Below are 17,547 nucleotides of genomic sequence, written 5' to 3'. Positions count from 1 at the left end.
GTTTTTTGAATTCATTTTCGTAAGAAAGTGGAGTAACTCCACTTTCTTCATTGGGGGGGCATCTATGAAAATTGGACCATTTGCAAAGCTTTTTCATGTTACGACCGATACCGTTCGTTATTACATTGAACAGGGATTATTAATACCAGACAAAAAAAACACCCAGTATCAAATGAACCAATTGTGTCTAGACGACATGGCTTTTATTACTGAGCTAAAAAAATTTCAGTTTACACTGCTAGAGATTCAACAAATTTTATCGTATCGGCGTGTTACAAACTTCTCTGACCATGAGGATATCGACTACTACAACAACATACTCATTGATAAAAAAAACTCGCTGACCAAGAAAAAAGAAGACATTTCAAAAGCTATCCAATTGATTGAAAAGGCGGTTCAAACCAGCTCTCCTTCATCCAAAGAAGAGAATTTTACAGGGATCCCACTTTCCTTTGTAAATCTGCTATATTGTCCGAAGTGCCACATTCCACTTGAAATGAAAGATATAACGATTAAAAAAGTCTACATTCAAACCGGGAGTTTAACTTGTACCTGTGGATACGAGGCAGTTATCGAGGAAGGTATTATCATTACCGCGAACTTGTACGAGACGTCTCCTTATCCATCTTATTTTTACGATAAAGAAACGATTAAAGAGATCAATCCCAAAATGATTAACTTATTTGAAAAAAGTAATTTTTGGTTTCAGAAAGTTCTACAAAATGTAGATTTAAAAAACAAGTTAATCGTGGAAACAAACGTTGACGCTTTTGTGTCACTACCCAAATATATCGATGTTATTGAAACGAGCGCATCCTATGTATTCAGTGGCTATTCGCTTGCGATGCTCAAGAAGGTTAGAAAAAGAATTGAGCGTATGAATCCGAAGCCAAATGTCCTTTATATTTTGAATTCTGATTTAAATCTTCCATTGAAACCGCTTAGCATAGATGTTTTTTTGGATAGTTTTACAGCAAATGATTTTTCACTGCTCAATCCGCAGTTCCCAATTCATGTTCTAAAAAACTATTTCCATAGCAGTTCAACAATTGTCGGCGGGTACTCCTATTATGATAGCTCAGCCACATCCTTGAAAAATATTTCAGCCTTATATCCAAATTCCCACGAGCATATTTTATATCCAAAATACATAGAAGAAAATATATCAGTCAACGGATTTCAAATTACGCAATGTGAAAATATCGGTTTCTGTACAGATCCAGGATCTTTTTTTGATTATCATGTAATAAACGAAAAATTCCACATGCTAATGTATTTGGCTAGTACGAAAAAATAGCACACAAAAAGAGGCTGTCCGAAAAGTAGGCTAGTTCACGGATGAGACAGCTCCCTTTTAGCTAAAATAGTTCTGGTACGAAAACTTCAAGATTATTGCAAGTAATCTCTAAATCTTGGACATACTGATACTATTACTCTAAAAAGGTGCGTGATTAGTATGGAAAAGCGAAATTTATTTGAATGGAAACATGATCATCATGACAAACGAATCCGTCGTCATCTCAAGCAAACCAATGACTATTGGAGAGTCGATGAAACATATATCAAAGTAAAAAGTCAATGGATGTACCTTAACGTGCTGTCGATTCGAAAGGCAATACCATCGATTTTCACCTAAGCAAAACAAGTAACCACAAGTCTGCAAAGCTATTCTTCAAAGAAGCTTTACAGACTTTTCATATTTCTGAGCCTCGTGTCGTGACAGTTGATAAGAATCCATCTTAACCTATAGCAGTTGAAGAATTGAGAAAGACAATTGGGGATAGAGACATATTGTGGGATACCAAGAGTGTAACAACACCGTTATTTGGAAAAAGAAGGAGTAATGAAAGTGGAATGAAAGAAAAATCAATTTAATATAATTGTGATACCAACCCCTGTTCGCCAATTGAAAGGCAAAGCAATTCATGTTGTGAAGACATTGCTTAGGAAACCGGATGTCGATGAAATCAAAACAAGAACTGTATGGATAACAGTTCTTGTTTCAGTTAAGCACTCAAATCTAGAATCAAAGAATTAATTATTTATAAAATGGGTAATCAGTATATCCTTTACTATCGCCACTGAAGAATGTTGTACGATCTGGTTCATTTAGTGGTACAAAAGCTTTTTAAGCGTGCAACTAAATCTGGGTTTGCTAATGCCCAAGCGCCAACCGGTGCTACATCGCAAGGTTTACTTCAATGTCTTCATCAATCTTTTCAAGAGGGCGACCAGAACGGTTTACTAGTAATGAATTTGGCCACATATCGCGAACTTCTTTTAAGAAATCGTCATTTCCTAAGTGCAGAACATGTAATTAAGCTAAATTTAATTTTGCTAATTCAGGAATTAGATATCGATATACATCCAGGCCGTTTTCACCTTCATCAATTCCCACATAGTCTAGTTTTCCCGGAGAAATACGGAATCCTGTACGATCTGCACCGATTTCATCTGCAACCGCAGCTGCGGCTTCAATGGCAAAGCGAGCACGATTTTCAATTTATCCACCATATTCATCTGTACGTGTATTGGCATTTTCTGAAATAAATTGATGAACTAAATAACCGTTAGCAACATGAATTTCAACACCGTCTGCTCTTGCCTCAATAGCACAAGCTACTGCTTTTCGGAAATCATCGATTGTTGTTTGAATTTCTTCTACAGATAATTCACGAGGTACAGGTGCATTTTGCATACCCGCTTTTGTAAACATTGGTACACCAGGCGCATTGGCAGAAGGATCAACTGGTTGGCGGTGTTGAGGTGTATTGTCAGGATGAGACATACGACCAGCATGCATTAATTGAATGTACATGTAGCCACAACGCCATGCACAGCATCCGTAACCTTTTTCCAACCTTCGACTTGTTCCTTGTTATAAATACCTGGTGACCATAAATAAGCTTGACCACCTTCAGAAGGTTGTGTTCCTTCACTAATAATTAATCCCATTGAAGCTAGTTGTGCATAGTAATGCCATACTCCAATAGCAATACTTGAATCCAACATCTTTAAAATATTTTCTTCACTACTTTCTGCCCACCAGCCTACATGGTTATAAAGTTTCTTTGTAGAATTGGGATCAATAGGATAAAATTATACTTAAAAAGGATATACATTCTTTATGACTAGTCTTTTTATATAAATCTAGAAAAGGGATGAAGAACATTGGATTCAAAAAGAATAACTACTGAAAATGATTTAAAAATGGCCTTTCATATCAGAAAAGAAGTATTTGTCGAGGAACAAGGTTTCCCATTAGAATTTGAATTTGATGAATTTGATACACTTAATGCTTTATCTGAACACATATTAGTCTATTATAATGAAAAGCCAGTCGGAACTGGAAGATTGAGAGTTGTTGATGGGTTAGGTAAATTGGAGAGAATTTGCATCTTGGAGCCTTACCGTAAATTTGGTCTCGGGAAAATAATACTTAAAACGTTGGAAGAAATTGCAAAGGAACAAGGTATTACTCAGGTTAAATTACATGGGCAAACACAGGCAGAGGGCTTTTATAAAAAACTCGGCTATCGGACTTCATCCGATGTCTTTATGGAAGATGGCGGTCCACATCTATTAATGATAAAGGAACTGGTTAACGAATAAGTGTTAAATGTGAGTAAAACAAACATTAACAAACTGGAATGAATACACTATATTCAAAAACATTCATTTATCTTTCTTCTTGGTTTTGGCAATCACTTACAGTGGACCAATAGGTATCGGAACTTTATTAACCATCTGTTTAGGAGGCCCGATTCTTAATTACTTCATATTATTAATTGGCAGTTTATATAAAAAAAACAGTCCATCCTTAAATAGATATCAAGATAAAAACCATCTTATAGAATGGTTTCAGACTGTAGACAAAATCAGTGAAAATTGATTTTTTTAGGGGATTGTATAATTTGAACGTTGATTTCCACTCCTGGCACGCGCTTTCCGCGGTCGGTCCGGGAGCCTCCTCGGCGCCTTTCGCCTGCGGGGTCTCCCCTGGACGCGCTTTTCCCGCAGGAGTCTCGTACCCTCCGTTCCAATCAACTTTGTTTTACTTTTAGAAAGAACCCTTTTGTCTAACTGAACCATTATTTATGAAATGGTTTTTAATTTAAAAATTAAATCGCTTTGCACATAACGATTCATTAGATTTTCATTAATCTCAAATAAAAATAGAAATGATCAAACCAATAAATTTGGTTTCCGTCGCGCTAATATCTCCAACATTGGGTAGCATTAAGAATAAGCACGAACAAAAAGACGAAGCCGTTTATAACACGAAATGTTATAAACGGCTTCGTCTTTATTACATAACGGGTGCTTTTTCTTGAACGAGCGGGTGAAGGGCCTGGGTTTCATCAATATAAATAAAAGCATCATATCTATCTGACATCACAGAAGGTACATAGTTACCATATTGTTCATATTCCGGTCTGTATACAACCCCAATCGCCCGATGTCCAATCCTCCCTTGGAATAGCTGACGATTTTCATCAGTGAAAATTAGCAACTTATCATAAGCCCCCGAAAGGTGCATCGCCTCCTCCCAACTTCCCTTCATTGCCGGGGGTACTGTTTTAATTTCGAAATCCACGCCCCACTCCTCTGCTGCTATGACAGTTCCTCTGTAGGTTCCGAAACCTGTGATAAATACATCTTCAGTCGGGTTTTGCTCTCGAATGACCTGGCCGACATTAATCATCCCGGAATCTTTCATATCAGTAGCGCTGGCGTCACCAACATGGGTATTATGTTCCCATACAATCGCCTTGCCTTCAGAGCCGTAAAAATCCATAATTTCATTAAGTGCATCAACCATATGCATATCTCGAATATTCCATGATTTATCATCATGGACGACCATGGTCCTGTAATAATTTTCGGCATTGTATGCTACCAATGCATTCACTTGAAGATTCAAATTCAATTCTTCGTGATGGGGGTATTTTTCTTTTTTTCGTTGAATAGTCGTCAGTAATTTGGCTACTTCCTCTATACAGTCTTCCGAAAAAATACCTGCAGAAACTGCGTACTCCTCGTTATTCCGATTGAATGGCTCAAAACAAGTGAACGCCTGTCTGGCAGCTTCAAGGTCAGTTGAATCAATTTGTTTTAAGTAACGGATAACTTCATCCATGGATTCCCAAAGACTGTAGATATCTATTCCATAAAATCCAACTTTCGTTTGATTTTGCCCAGACTCATTGTATTCTTTCATCCATTCAATCAGGTCGATCATTTCCTCGTTTGCCCACATCCAGGTCGGCCAGCGGTCAAAACTTTTTAGCACATCCTTTGCGGATTTAGTCACTAGGTCATAGCCTTTAACATACCTATTTATTGCCTGGCATGCGGGCCAATCGCCTTCAACGGCTACAAAGGTGAACCTTTTTTCTTGAATCAGCTTTTTTGTTATTTCAACTCGGGCCGTGTAAAACTCGGATGTCCCATGTGATGCCTCACCCAGCAAAACAAATTTTGCATTATGAACATGTTGAATGAGCTTATCCCAATCTGCTTTACTTGTAAGCATGACTGATTGTTCGACTATTGACTGAACAAGATTATGTTTCACCGTTTTCCCTCCTTGTTATCTTACGATATTATCGTTTGTACTCGGCATTATAAGAATTGGAACCTGCGTGTACGGACAGTAAAGTATCAGCGTATCCCACTAGACGATTTATAAGTTCATCACAAATAGAGTAAACCAGCTGAAAATTTTCTTCCTCAAATAAAACAGGGTCATCCAGTATGACCGTTGTGTTAATGAACATATCTTTGTTTCCATATAGGTTGTAGTGAACGATAGCCTTTCCAGCAGCTCCCCCTGTACCTGGATCATTGAAGCCTGGTATGAATACGAACCATTCTTCTGCAGTAGCGGACCTGAAATTTTTTGTGAAAGACATTCTCTCGGTTACCGTCATGATCTTTTTTAACTCTTTCGGATTCATATCCTTGATCTTGTTCATTCCATTTCCACCTTAAAACCATGTTAATTATCTTCCGTTATATATTTTCCTTAAGGTTCCCATCCTATAAATATTATTATGAAATAGTGACCTTTTCCGAAAAAAATAAGCCTGAACCCACCTCGGATATGATGCTTCAGCTGAACTCGGACCCAGCAAAAAGTGATATCATGATTCATTCATCATGGAACTGCTGCATATAAAAAATATTTTTGGGGTATCAAAAGAGGGAAGATAAATTCCCGGATTAGGTTGGGTTGGACTGGTCTGGAGTGGAGGAGTTGCTCATGGAAAAGATGAATCGGGGAATTTTAACGGCGCTGTCGGCGATTGGCATTGCGCAAGGGCTGAAAATTTTAACGCATTATAAGCTGACGGGAAAGTGGGACTCGAAGCAGGCTTTCTCAACGGGTGGCATGCCCAGTTCGCACTCTGCGGGGGTGGCCGCCCTGGCAGCGTATGTAGCAGCAAATAAAGGATGGCTGCATACGGAAACATCGCTTGCGACAGTGTTTGGCGTGATTGTGATGTATGATGCTCAGGGGATTCGCCGCCATACAGGTGAAATCGCTAAGCTCGTGAATGATCTTGAAGATAATATGGCCAAATTTTCCGGAGAGTTTCCGAGCTTTGAGTATGTTGAGCGTGAGAAGGAACTGAATGAACTGCTCGGACATCAGCCTGTGGAAGTGGGAGCAGGTGCGTTGCTGGGAGTTGCCCTTGGGCTTATTTCGGCTAAAATGGAGGATGGCAAGCCCTCAAAACCGAACGGCTGAAAACGGTGGGCAAGCCTTGATCCTTTAGCTCTTGAGATAAGTAAATAATTTGAATATAACAATAGGTTATTTTAAACATGCCTATGCTATTAACATCGGCATACTCTCCAATAAAAATCGTATTATTGGATCCCGGTAGATTTGAAAATGACCTAGGCCTCTCAACTCTCTTAGAAAGGCTTAGGTCACTTTATATGGAATTCAATTCTTCCGGGACATTTTCATTGCGAATGAATACATATCCGACCGGAATAACCCTTTATAATATTCTACTAAGTTACCATCAGAATCAAAAATCATTCGTTCTGTAATCAGTAAGCACATCGTTTCGGCTATACCCAAATGTTCTGCATCTTCTTTTGTTGGAAAGCCGCAGGTTATGATTTGTTCCGCTTCACAAAAGTCAATGTTTAATTCACCTTCGAGTGCATCATACAATACGGTTGTACTTAAATCGAATTTCGTCAATTTTTTTCCTAGGTCCAAAGAATAATAATGCAATTCAATGGCTATTGGGACATCCCCCTGTAACCGCAGCCTTTTAATATGGTAAGATTCATCCTCAAACCCATTTGCATCAGCTATATTTTCAGGTGTAATTACACGGCCATGATCTAGTAGTTTAATCCCCATGCTTTTAGTGGTTTCCGTAAAACTTATCATCTTAAGCCATTCTTGCACAGGTTTAAGGGAGACGAACGTTCCCTTCCCATGTCTCTTTTCCAATATTCCCTCACGAACCAGGATGGAAACGGCTTCCCGTACAGTGCTCCTGCTGACAGAATACATATCCATCAGTTCCCTTTCACTCGGGATTTTGTCTTTATAATAACCTTCCAAAATCTGATTTTCCAATATGGTTTTCAATTGAGCATGTAAAGGGATTGGATTTTTAAAGTCTAGCTCCATAAAATTTCCTCCAAACAGAAAAAGACATCGTAATGTTCGTATCAGTTCTTATATTGTAAACCAAATAGTTATAATATTCAAACATGCCAGCGTTCATTTTTTCCCTTAAATTAGGATTATGTTGAGTTTCCAGCGTTCAAATACCGTTTTTCTTCGAGTAAATAAAAAAAACCTGAATAGCTCTATGTATTCAGGGCTTATCCTATATGCAACCTTCATCACATTTCAGGCATATATGAAAGCTTATATATTAAATGATAAAGTACGAAATTATGGAAAGCAGCAAAGAGGTAATGGTCATGGCTAAAAGAGGACGCATGGCTTTTGTTCTCAGTGCCTGCAGGCTAACATTCAGTCCAAGACCAATCATGGCCATAGTCAATATAAATGTGGTCGCTTTGGAAATGCCATCCATTATGAGAGGTGAAACCGTAATAAAACTTCCAAACACATAACTTCCTATTAGGCTCATGATTATAAAACCCACGAGGAACCATGGAAAATCAATTTTGGCATCATGGCCCATTTTCCCGGATGTTCTCTTTTTCATCCAATACATAAAAATGAAACATAAAGGAATTAGTAAAAAGACACGTCCCAATTTGGCGAGGAGTGCAATCGCTAGCGCATCTTCACCAGCCGGTGCTCCTGCCAAAGCAACATGGGCGATTTCATGAAGACTGATCCCTGACCAGATTCCATAATCCAAAGCAGATATTGGAAGGATCGGACGTAAAAGTGTATAAACAATGGAGAAAAGAGTTCCCATTAAAGCGATTATCCCGACGCCTATGGCTGTATCCTCTTCCTTCGCTTTCACGATTGGAGATATTGCCGCGATGGCTGCTGCACCGCATATCCCGGTTCCTACAGCAAGAAGAAGGGAAATGGAAGCATCTGCCTTAATCCACTTTGCAATCAGGACCATCACGACTATGGCAAATGTTACTGTCCCTATGTCACGTACCAATAATGGCAGTCCCTGATTGAAAATCACATCGATATTTAATTTCAACCCGTATAAAATAATGGCAAAACGCAATAGTTTTTTTGCGGAAAATTCGATTCCCGTCCGGAACTTTTCTGGATATCCCGCAATTTGACGATAAATCACGGCAATGATGATCGAGCATGCAAGTGGACCGATTCGATCGAATCCCGAAATCTTCGACAGCCCCAATCCTAAGATGGCAATGAAAAAGGTGAATGCGATACCGCTCAGCCACAAAAGCACCTTATTTTGAAGTGGGTTTTGCTGTGCCTGAGGTGCTTCTTCCAGTGGCTCATATTTTTCTAATTCCATACATTCCTTCCCCCTTTCCAGATAAACTAAATCATCCCATCCTTTCAATCGTTTGAAAAAAATCGGTTTCTTCTAGATTAGGAAGTGAATTCCCTTTGATAAAATACTCGGATTCCTTTAAAAAAGGCAAGCTTGGATTTTGATTCGTCCACAATTCAGGAACCGCTAAAGTCTGGGAACGATGTGACCTTAAGGCACGGATCTTTTTCTTTAAAGTCCCTGCTATATTGACTTCTGTGATACTGCCCAGTCCGTTTTCCTTTAACCATTCATCATAAAAGGCATGCCAAAGGACAAAGTACAAACTATGAACCTTAAAAGCTGGAAATACTGGATCTGGATAAAAATCGGGATCACCGGAGTTTAAGAAAGCAAATGCAGCAGCACGGCCAATCGCACAATGGTCTGGATGCCCGCCGTATTTCTCATGGAATGTAACTAGTGCATCCGGTTGAACTTCACGAATCACCTTTACGATTCTCTCGGCCAATAAATCGAGGCTTTCAAATTCAATCATTTTATCCCTTACGTTTAAAAATCGCAAATCACTGATCCCCAATTCTTCACAAGCTCTTTTTAACTCCTCCACCCTTAGTCCTGGCAATGCCTCCCTTGTTGTTACAATGGGATTTCCCATTCGTCTGCCCATTTCGCCTTTTGTCGCACATAGTAAAGTTATCTGAACACCTCGCTCAGACATTTTAGCAATGGTTCCCCCACACAGGAATGACTCATCATCGGGATGTGCCAGAACCACCAATAACCTTTGTTGTGATTGCATATTTCCTCCTGTTTTGGATTCCCCAGTTTTCCCACACTGTTAGACTCAATATGAAAAAATGGACATGGATGTCAAATCAGCTAGACATATCATGCCCATCTTCATTTTTTTCTTCTATATAGATAGCACCCTAAAGCTAATCATCTTTTTGATTAGCATAATTCACATAAAACCGATTTAACCGTTTCTATGACAAAGCGTAAATCTTCAATGGTCGAAGTTAAAGGCGGTGCAATGATGAGTACATTACCATATCCAGGAACCGTATCACCATTGCGTCCGATGATAAGACCCTTTGCCTTGCAAGTCCCGATTATTTTACCCATGAACTCTTCGGAAACAGGCGTTTTTGTCTTTTTATCTTCCACTAATTCAATGCCATATAAAAACCCAACTCCCCGAACCTCCCCTACTTTATCCAGGGCTGTCAATTCAAAGAGCGCGCTTAGTGTCGATTCACTAAGTTCAGATACTCGTTGAACGATGTTTTCATTTTCCAAGATTTCAATGTTCTTTAGCGCAACTGCGCAAGATGCAGGGTGGCCTCCATATGTTGACACATGCCTGAAATGATTTAAATTTCCGTTGTCTTTGAACTTCTCATAAATCCTGGAATTCACTGCCGTTGCCCCAAGTGGAAGATAACCGCTGGTCAAACCCTTTGCCATCGTAACAATATCCGGTTGAACCCCATCTGAGTGCATGAACCCAAACATTTTTCCGGTTCTTCCAAAACCTGAAACCACTTCATCCACAATTAATAGAACATCATGCTTCTTACAGATTTCCGAAACCCTCGTTAAGTATTCTTTTGAAGGAATAAGGACCCCGCCACCAGAGATGAATGGTTCAAGGATAACGCCCGCTACCGTTTCAGCTCCTTCAAAGTTAATGACCTGATCGATATATTCAGCTGCAAGCAAATCGGAGTTTTCAACGTTTTCCCCAAACGGGCTTCGATAACTGTACGGGGGTGGAACATGCAGGAAACCCGGAACCGCCGGATCATATTTCACTCTCCGATTAGCCTGTGCAGTTGCGCTGAGCGCGCCAAAAGTATTGCCATGATAAGCTCTATACCTTGAGATGAACTTGTATTTACCCTGATTTCCATTTTGGGAATGATATTGCCTGGCTATTTTAAAAGCTGTCTCATTCGCCTCAGAGCCACTGTTCGTAAAAAAAGTTGTATAAGGGCCCTTTAAATGTTCACTTATTTTTGCAGATAATTCGATTGCCGGCCTATGACTTAATGTTAAAGGGAAGTAAGATAAGTTAATCATTTGTTCATAGGCTGCCTGGGCAATCTCTTTTCGTCCGTGACCAAGGTTCAAGCACCATAAACCGGAAACACCATCTAAATATTTATCCCCTTTAGCATCTGTGAACCATGAGCCGGATCCTTCTGTAGCCATCATGGGAGCATCCTTTTCATTATAGCGATGCATCGCATGCCATAAATGGTCTTTATCCATTTGAACAAGGTCTTTCGTTTCAGTTTCCATCTTCACTTTTGAAACCCCCTTATTTTTCATCGAATGCAACTAAGTTAAGTTCCCATGCTGTTACAGACCTTTTAAAGCGAATTGGTGATGGTGCGATGACCCAAACCGTTCGTCAAGTCATCGCAGCTGTCCTATCACCTTTTTTTATTTATCCCAGTTTTTATGATCTAAATGAGAATATTTTTCTAATAATCTAGTAGGCATTTTTAATGCATCCTTTCTAAATGGCGGAGCCAATTGTGTTCCATCCACTTGTATATCAATGACAGTCGGTTTGTTTGACTTTATTGCTTTTTCAATGACAGCGCCTAACTCGTCTGCTTTTTCCACCCTAATGCCTACAGCACCCATTGATCGGGCAACTTCTGCAAAATCAGGATTTTGGATATCCGCGCCTACAAAGCGGTTATTATAAAAATCGACCTGATTCTTTTTCTCAGCGCACCAAGCATTATTATTGAAGACACATGCTATGACCGGTATGTTTTCTTCCACGGCCGTACTCACTTCATGTAAGCTCATGCCCCACGCGCCATCTCCAACAATGGCTATAACAGGCGTATTTGGCTCAGCTAATTTGGCACCAAGTGCGGATGGGTAAGCAAATCCAGTATTCCCGAATGTAAGCGCAGCGATATGCCTGCGTCCCTGATTGAATTTCAAGTAAGCGTTTGCAGTTGAAGATACATTACCGATATCTGTAGTAACGATGGCATTTTCAGGCAACACTTTTGTCAATTCCAATAGGGCCCGACGCGGATTGATCGGGGTTCCATCGATCATCGCAAGATTCACCAATTCTTCTTCCCATTTTTGTTTTTCATTCGTAACTTCTACTATCCGCTCTTTTTCTTGTTTTAGGTTTGGTTTATTAGCCTTCAACCGTTTCAAGATTTCACGACTCGCTTCGCGGGCATCTCCGATGATCCCCACTTCCACAGGGTGCGTCCTCGCTATTTGTCTTGGGTTAATATCAATTTGGATGATTTGCGCATCTTTAGGGAAATAATCAATGTCATAGCATGGTAACGTTCCAAATACCGATAATCTTGTGCCTATCGCCAATATGACGTCCGCTTTCTTAAGTGTATTCATCGCAGCCTTTGAACCCATGTAACCGATTGGGCCGACTGACAATGGATGATCGGCAGGAAAAGCATCATTATGCATATATGAGACAGCTACCGGAGCCGTTAAATATTCTGCCATATTCTTAATTTCCTCAATGCCATCTGAATCAACCGTTCCCCTACCGGAAATGATCACCGGATACTGTGCCTCGGCTAAAATTTCTGCCGCTCTATCCAAGGATTCAGAAGACCCGCAGCCCCTTTCATCCACGCGATATTGATGTGGTTGAAGTATTTGATCTTCCACTTCACCATAGAAGTAATCACGAGGGATATCGAATAAAACCGGTCCCCTCTCGGCATAGGCAATCCGAAACGCTGTCCTTAGGCAATCAGCGACCCTGCCTGGGTGTGTCACTCTAACTGTTTCTTTCGTGATTGCCTTGAAGATGGAAACCTGATCGCATTCCTGAAAACCATCCCATCCAACTGTTGGTGTACCAGCTGAAGGTGATATGACCACCATTGGAGTATGAGCTTGATTGGCCGCTGCGACAGAGGTGACCATATTCGTCATTCCTGGTCCGTTTTGCCCGATGACAACTCCTGCAACACCAGAGACACGACAATAAGCATCTTCCATATGTGCTGCACTTTGTTCATGGCGGACACCAATGAAACGAATGCCTGCAGTTGGCAATAAATCAAGCATATCCATGAAAGCAGATCCCAAAATTCCCGAGATATGTTTAACTCCCTCGGCCACTAATGTCTCAACGATGGCTTCACTTGGTGTCATTTTTACTTTCGTACCTCTTAACATTTTTGTTTCGACCATAGCACATTCTCCTTAATTAAAATTTATTTCTGATAATGACGTTGCGACGTCCGTACCAGTTATAAGATGTATAATACTACCATTATACGTAACAGTCAATAAATAATTTGAATATTTCGAATTAATTTAAAATCTCTGTCCAGCATAGGCACTAACACATGTATTTGACTCTTTTTTAACCAATAAATATATCCTTTTTTTCAGTCAATCTGTAGTTGATTCTATCGATGATCTCCAATAAATCACCTATTTCATCAATTACGAAATCGGCACCTGCATTTAAAAAACGGTTTTCTGCATGCTTCATCCGTTTTTGCAGATCATAAGGGTCCATTTCACTGATTTCTGCTTCTGAAAGTCCGATTTCACTGCCGCCCTTCAATACGGCAACAGTCCACATTCCCGCAGAAATTCCTTCTTTGATGTCACTGATCGTATCACCCACTTTAACGATTTTGCTGAGTGGATACACTTGGAGATTCATCGCCGTCTTAAAGCACATCCAAGGAGCAGGCCTACCTGTAGGCACTTCGGTGGACGCAACGATGGAATCGGGTTGATAGCCCCATTTTTCCGCCTCTTCTTTAACAACATCAATCATTTCACGAGTATACCCCGTTGTCGAACCGATTTTTATTCCTTGCTGCCTTAAACGGCTGACTAATTCAATTACACCGGGTATTGGCTTGGCATTATCCTTTAGAACTTTAAAAAGCAAAGCCTCAAAGTCTTTATATAATGAATTTAGATCTCTTTCGTCCGGTTCTTTCCCGAATTTAGCACTCCACAAATTAGAGATTCGTTTCATTTTCAGGAGTTCCATAATATGATCCATTTTCAATAAACCCATAGGTTCCCTTGCTTCCTTAATGGTAATATCAATCCCCCTTATCCTGAATATCTCGACAAATGCTTGAACCGGTGCAAAACAACCATAATCCACCGTCGTTCCTGCCCAATCGAATATCACTGCTTGAACCTCTTTGCATTCTTTTGCCCTTTCCAATCTATGCTCCCCTCCTCATCTTACCTCCTCCAAAATCACCAAACTTGCTAAACCAGGGTATAAAGAGAATTCAATTAACTTCTTCCAAAAATAACTGTAAATCTTCCTTTGTAGCTTCAGAGAGTCGTTTAATCTTTTCAAGGTCCTTTTCTGGATTCCCTGACTCCCCAATTAATGGGTAAAGGTTTTTCTCAATCCTTTCATACCAATCCGGGTATTCATCTTCCACTTGCTTTTCTATCGAATCCCAAATAGAACTCATATCTTTTCCCATTTCTTGAATTCTCTCTGGATCCGCTTCCGCACTTAATTCTGATTCCAATTCTTTTATGGATTGAATCACATCGCCGACACCTTTTTTAATGACCTCCGGATTTTGGGTTTCACCCGTATTTGATTCCGGATTTTCATTCATGATTGGACTTTTTTCTTGTTGAGCCTCGTCCGGTTCAGCTGAATTGCTGCAGCCTGACAGCAATATGGCTCCAAGGACAACTCCACTGGTTATTTCACGGAAACCATTCAATATACCCCCTCCTTCATGATTTAAAAGACAGATGGCACCAAGCACTTATTGGCACAATTCTCTTTTTCTATGGGAATCATATTCTAGCTGATTAGTGAATTGAAGAATTTTGTCTGAGGAATTCCATAGAAGTAACCTTAAATTAAACCAATGGGGTAGAGTCAAAGCTAAAACTTTTCAGAATTAGGGGAACCAGAAGCAATATTTAATTCATTCTCCAAATACTTCGCTTTTTTTCGCCGAATGAAAAAGAATGAACAAATAACGATCAAGCTAAATAGCATGGTAAATATGAACTGCGGACGCTGCGAATCGATAAAAGCCATTAATATTAACACTGAAATCATGGAAATGATGGTTGCATAAGTCAAATACGGGAATAACCACATCTTGATCTTGAATATTCCAGGATTCTCCTTCTCCATTCTCTTCCTTAATCGGAGATGGGAAACCGCAATGGCCAGATAAACAAGAATTCCGACTCCCCCCGAGGAATTCACTAAAAAGAAAAAGATTTTATCTGGTGAAACATAACTGAAAATGGTGCTGATAAAGGCGAATATAGTAGAGCCGACTACAGCAAATATAGGGACACCGTTCTTGCTCACTTTAGAAAATAGCTTTGGGGCGTCACCCTTTTGTGCAAGTGAAAATAACATGCGTGAACTCGTATATAATCCCGAATTCAAACAGGATAGCAATGCAATGAGAATCACTATATTCATGATCAGGGCAGCAGAAGGGATTCCCAGCATTTCAAGTACGGCGACAAATGGACTTTTCAGCAAAGAAGCCGAATTCCAAGGTAATAGCGTCACCAGTATGGCGATGGACCCGATATAGAAAATCAGGATTCGCCAAACCACACTATTCAATGCACTTCTAACTGATTTGACCGGATCACTGGTTTCACCCGCGGCAATCGCTGGTATCTCCACTCCAACAAATGCATGAAAAACGATTGCAACACCAACAAGCACAGAACTTAGACCATTTGGAATAAACCCGCCAAAGTTTAAAAGATTGGAAGTGCCAGGTGGTTTTATCGTTGGGATAAACCCTAATATCACTGCCACCCCCAGGCACAAGAATAGTATGATACTGATTATTTTAATGATTGAAAACCAGTATTCGAACTCACCAAACGATTTCACGGAAAAAATATTCGTCATTTTCAATAGGATGATCAATGATAGACTTATGACCCAGACGGGAACGGAAGGAAGCCAGCTGTGAATGATTGCTGCTCCGGCCGTTGCTTCCAAAGCAATTACGATAACCCAAAAGAACCAATATAACCAACCTGTTGTAAAACCGGCCCATTCACCTATCCCTTCTCTTGCATAAACCGCAAAAGATCCAGTATTAGGATTCACTGTGGCCATTTCCCCAAGCATCCTCATGACTAAAACAACGATCAAGCCTGCCAAAACATATGATAATATCGCCCCGGGGCCCGTTTGACCAATAATGATACCGCTTCCTACGAATAAACCAGCGCCTATGACACCACTCAAAGATATCATCGTTAAATGTCTTTGTTTCAGACCTGGTTTCAGTTCTTCCTGTTGATGTTTCATACCCTCCACCAACTTTCAATAATTTGGGGAATCAACTAAGATAATCGCTACTTGAATGTAAAGCAGGCTTTTCAGCTGCCTGTCCTTTACACTTTCACAAAGATAGTGGGAACTGGAAACATGGCATTTTAAAAACAACACAGGGTATGACGCTATGAACTTAAGATTCTATATTACTAGTCCTCCTTCCTTAAGGCTATTTTGGAAAACGAAGCGAATCTAACATCACTACGTCATGATGTTAGTACCACTTTCTATGTGTATAATACACTCTGATTTTTTTAAAGTCAATTTAAAAATCAGAATATTTAGATAACAAAATGAACATTTTCATATAAAAAACGATGTCCATTAAGTCTGCAATTTTAGTTATTTTACTTCATTTACCTTTGGTGTTTCATCCAACACACTTTCCGTAGCTGACGTTACTGCCTTCTGCTTCCTATCCAGCATTTTCTTTAAAAGATATGAAAAAAGCAATGTAAAAGCAATTCCCTTAACAATCGATGCATAACCATAAACCAGAAGGCCCAATATCAGTACGATAAGATTAATAATCCGTATTGTCGCAGCAATATCTATTTTTTCATTTTTGTGATGTAAAATTAAGGCGATCACGTCAAAGCCAACAGTGGAGGCATTTGCAGTTATACATAAATAATATCCTATCGATATAAAAATCGACGAAATGAAAATCACTAAAACGATATTCATATCAAAATGAAAGTTCAATGAATAAAAAAAATTAAAAAAAACCATATAGCTAAGGGAACTTACGATCGACTTAAAAAAGTACTCTTTCCCTAGAAACACTAAACAAATGATTAACAGTATTCCTGTAACCAAATTGGCGAGCATGGCAATGTTATAGCCCAATAATGCATTCAATAATAATGCCGAGCTAGTTACCCCTCCATTGATGATTTCATTGGGGACGATTAAATAAGCATAGGCAAAGGTCATGGAAATGTTTCCTGCGATAATTTTCAATAAATCCTTCATACATTCTCACCATCCTGTTCGATATTTTGATAATGCTCTCCCCCCTAAATATATATTTATACTTGAACGATAATAAGATTCGAACCTTTCACCTTTCGATATTTTGGAATGTTATTACAAAGAATGCATTTTTCAATTCAAGTGATTACAATTATTCGCTAACCAGAATCCTCTTTCCTTCTAAATAAAAAAAATAAAACACCCCCTTAAAACTAGAAGATGTTCATGGTCCTACATAATCATTTAGACATTGCAGAGTTTATATTCAACCTA

General features: G+C 39.5%; 16 protein-coding genes and 1 pseudogene. 4 read left to right on the top strand and 13 right to left on the bottom strand.

The features are described from left to right. Positions 1–64 precede the first annotated feature (64 nt). Positions 65–1,297, top strand: a complete 1,233-nt coding sequence (locus NYE65_RS23095; protein ID WP_340861796.1) for a MerR family transcriptional regulator — start codon at positions 65–67, stop codon at positions 1,295–1,297. Between the two features lie 159 nt (positions 1,298–1,456). Beyond that, positions 1,457–1,740 (top strand): annotated as a pseudogene (locus NYE65_RS23090) (DDE-type integrase/transposase/recombinase); the annotation flags it as partial. A gap of 763 nt (positions 1,741–2,503) precedes the next feature. Here the strand turns inward: NYE65_RS23090 and NYE65_RS23085 are convergent. Both NYE65_RS23085 and NYE65_RS23080 read right to left on the bottom strand, forming a co-directional pair. Beyond that, entirely contained in the window at positions 2,504–2,818 is a 315-nt protein-coding gene (locus NYE65_RS23085; protein WP_340861795.1) for an oxidoreductase, read from the bottom strand. Next, entirely contained in the window at positions 2,803–3,012 is a 210-nt protein-coding gene (locus NYE65_RS23080) for an oxidoreductase (RefSeq protein ID WP_412762736.1), read from the bottom strand. The genes NYE65_RS23085 and NYE65_RS23080 overlap by 16 nt, the downstream gene beginning before the upstream one ends. A 159-nt stretch (positions 3,013–3,171) precedes the next feature. Between NYE65_RS23080 and NYE65_RS23075 the strand changes: the two genes are divergently transcribed. Further along, positions 3,172–3,612, top strand: a complete 441-nt coding sequence (locus NYE65_RS23075; protein ID WP_328177815.1) for a GNAT family N-acetyltransferase — start codon at positions 3,172–3,174, stop codon at positions 3,610–3,612. A 697-nt stretch (positions 3,613–4,309) separates the two neighbouring features. Here NYE65_RS23075 and NYE65_RS23070 read toward each other — a convergent pair. Together NYE65_RS23070 and NYE65_RS23065 are read right to left on the bottom strand one after the other, a co-directional pair. Then, positions 4,310–5,578: an erythromycin esterase family protein gene (locus tag NYE65_RS23070; RefSeq protein WP_328177816.1), complete on the bottom strand. Its 1,269-nt coding sequence runs from the start codon at positions 5,576–5,578 to the stop codon at positions 4,310–4,312. A gap of 28 nt (positions 5,579–5,606) precedes the next feature. Continuing rightward, entirely contained in the window at positions 5,607–5,960 is a 354-nt protein-coding gene (locus tag NYE65_RS23065) for a hypothetical protein (RefSeq protein WP_095679613.1), read from the bottom strand. Positions 5,961–6,265: 305 nt separating this feature from the next. Here NYE65_RS23065 and NYE65_RS23060 point away from each other — a divergent pair, with 305 nt between their 5' ends. Continuing rightward, positions 6,266–6,754 carry a divergent PAP2 family protein gene (locus NYE65_RS23060; protein WP_328177817.1) on the top strand — a complete coding sequence of 163 codons (489 nt, stop codon included), beginning with the start codon at positions 6,266–6,268 and terminating at the stop codon, positions 6,752–6,754. Between the two features lie 201 nt (positions 6,755–6,955). On the opposite strand, the gene NYE65_RS23055 is transcribed toward NYE65_RS23060, so the two are convergent. The 9 genes from NYE65_RS23055 to NYE65_RS23015 form a co-directional block, all read right to left on the bottom strand. Next, the gene (locus NYE65_RS23055) at positions 6,956–7,663 is read right to left on the bottom strand and encodes a GntR family transcriptional regulator (RefSeq protein ID WP_328177818.1); all 708 of its coding nucleotides are present in this window, start codon (positions 7,661–7,663) and stop codon (positions 6,956–6,958) included. A 250-nt stretch (positions 7,664–7,913) separates the two neighbouring features. Beyond that, on the bottom strand, positions 7,914–8,966 hold the full coding sequence (locus tag NYE65_RS23050; RefSeq protein ID WP_340861794.1) for a YeiH family protein: 1,053 nt from the start codon (positions 8,964–8,966) through the stop codon (positions 7,914–7,916). Between the two features lie 31 nt (positions 8,967–8,997). Continuing rightward, positions 8,998–9,747: a PIG-L deacetylase family protein gene (locus NYE65_RS23045; RefSeq protein ID WP_328177820.1), complete on the bottom strand. Its 750-nt coding sequence runs from the start codon at positions 9,745–9,747 to the stop codon at positions 8,998–9,000. Between the two features lie 152 nt (positions 9,748–9,899). Further along, positions 9,900–11,252 (bottom strand): aminotransferase, encoded by a 1,353-nt coding sequence (locus NYE65_RS23040; RefSeq protein WP_340862173.1) that lies wholly within the window; start codon positions 11,250–11,252, stop codon positions 9,900–9,902. 144 nt (positions 11,253–11,396) lie between these two features. Continuing rightward, on the bottom strand, positions 11,397–13,160 hold the full coding sequence (gene xsc / locus NYE65_RS23035) for a sulfoacetaldehyde acetyltransferase (RefSeq protein WP_340861793.1): 1,764 nt from the start codon (positions 13,158–13,160) through the stop codon (positions 11,397–11,399). A 175-nt stretch (positions 13,161–13,335) separates the two neighbouring features. Next, entirely contained in the window at positions 13,336–14,166 is an 831-nt protein-coding gene (gene phnX, locus NYE65_RS23030; RefSeq protein WP_264640961.1) for a phosphonoacetaldehyde hydrolase, read from the bottom strand. A gap of 70 nt (positions 14,167–14,236) precedes the next feature. After that, complete coding sequence (locus NYE65_RS23025; protein ID WP_340861792.1) at positions 14,237–14,692, bottom strand: hypothetical protein; 456 nt, start codon at positions 14,690–14,692, stop codon at positions 14,237–14,239. 167 nt (positions 14,693–14,859) lie between these two features. Next, positions 14,860–16,272, bottom strand: coding sequence for an amino acid permease (locus NYE65_RS23020; RefSeq protein ID WP_057276002.1), 1,413 nt, complete (start codon positions 16,270–16,272; stop codon positions 14,860–14,862). A gap of 369 nt (positions 16,273–16,641) precedes the next feature. Continuing rightward, positions 16,642–17,274, bottom strand: a complete 633-nt coding sequence (locus NYE65_RS23015; RefSeq protein WP_340861791.1) for a YitT family protein — start codon at positions 17,272–17,274, stop codon at positions 16,642–16,644. Between the last annotated feature and the right edge of the window lie 273 nt (positions 17,275–17,547).

Origin of the sequence: Peribacillus sp. FSL R5-0717 (assembly GCF_038002945.1) — a bacterium.
GTDB classification, from domain to species: Bacteria; Bacillota; Bacilli; order Bacillales; family DSM-1321; genus Peribacillus; species Peribacillus frigoritolerans.
The sequence above is the reverse complement of the archived record's forward strand: the minus strand, read 5'-3'. Positions and strand labels throughout refer to the sequence as shown.

Coding starts and splice junctions, on each gene's coding strand:
- NYE65_RS23095 (WP_340861796.1), top strand. CDS start 65: ATGAAAATTGGACCATTTGCAAAGCTTTTTCATGTTACGACCGATACC.
- NYE65_RS23085 (WP_340861795.1), bottom strand. CDS start 2,818: ATGTACATTCAATTAATGCATGCTGGTCGTATGTCTCATCCTGACAAT.
- NYE65_RS23080 (WP_412762736.1), bottom strand. CDS start 3,012: ATGTTGGATTCAAGTATTGCTATTGGAGTATGGCATTACTATGCACAA.
- NYE65_RS23065 (WP_095679613.1), bottom strand. CDS start 5,960: ATGAATCCGAAAGAGTTAAAAAAGATCATGACGGTAACCGAGAGAATG.
- NYE65_RS23060 (WP_328177817.1), top strand. CDS start 6,266: ATGGAAAAGATGAATCGGGGAATTTTAACGGCGCTGTCGGCGATTGGC.
- NYE65_RS23055 (WP_328177818.1), bottom strand. CDS start 7,663: ATGGAGCTAGACTTTAAAAATCCAATCCCTTTACATGCTCAATTGAAA.
- NYE65_RS23050 (WP_340861794.1), bottom strand. CDS start 8,966: ATGGAATTAGAAAAATATGAGCCACTGGAAGAAGCACCTCAGGCACAG.
- NYE65_RS23045 (WP_328177820.1), bottom strand. CDS start 9,747: ATGCAATCACAACAAAGGTTATTGGTGGTTCTGGCACATCCCGATGAT.
- NYE65_RS23040 (WP_340862173.1), bottom strand. CDS start 11,252: ATGGAAACTGAAACGAAAGACCTTGTTCAAATGGATAAAGACCATTTA.
- xsc (WP_340861793.1), bottom strand. CDS start 13,160: ATGGTCGAAACAAAAATGTTAAGAGGTACGAAAGTAAAAATGACACCA.
- NYE65_RS23020 (WP_057276002.1), bottom strand. CDS start 16,272: ATGAAACATCAACAGGAAGAACTGAAACCAGGTCTGAAACAAAGACAT.
- NYE65_RS23015 (WP_340861791.1), bottom strand. CDS start 17,274: ATGAAGGATTTATTGAAAATTATCGCAGGAAACATTTCCATGACCTTT.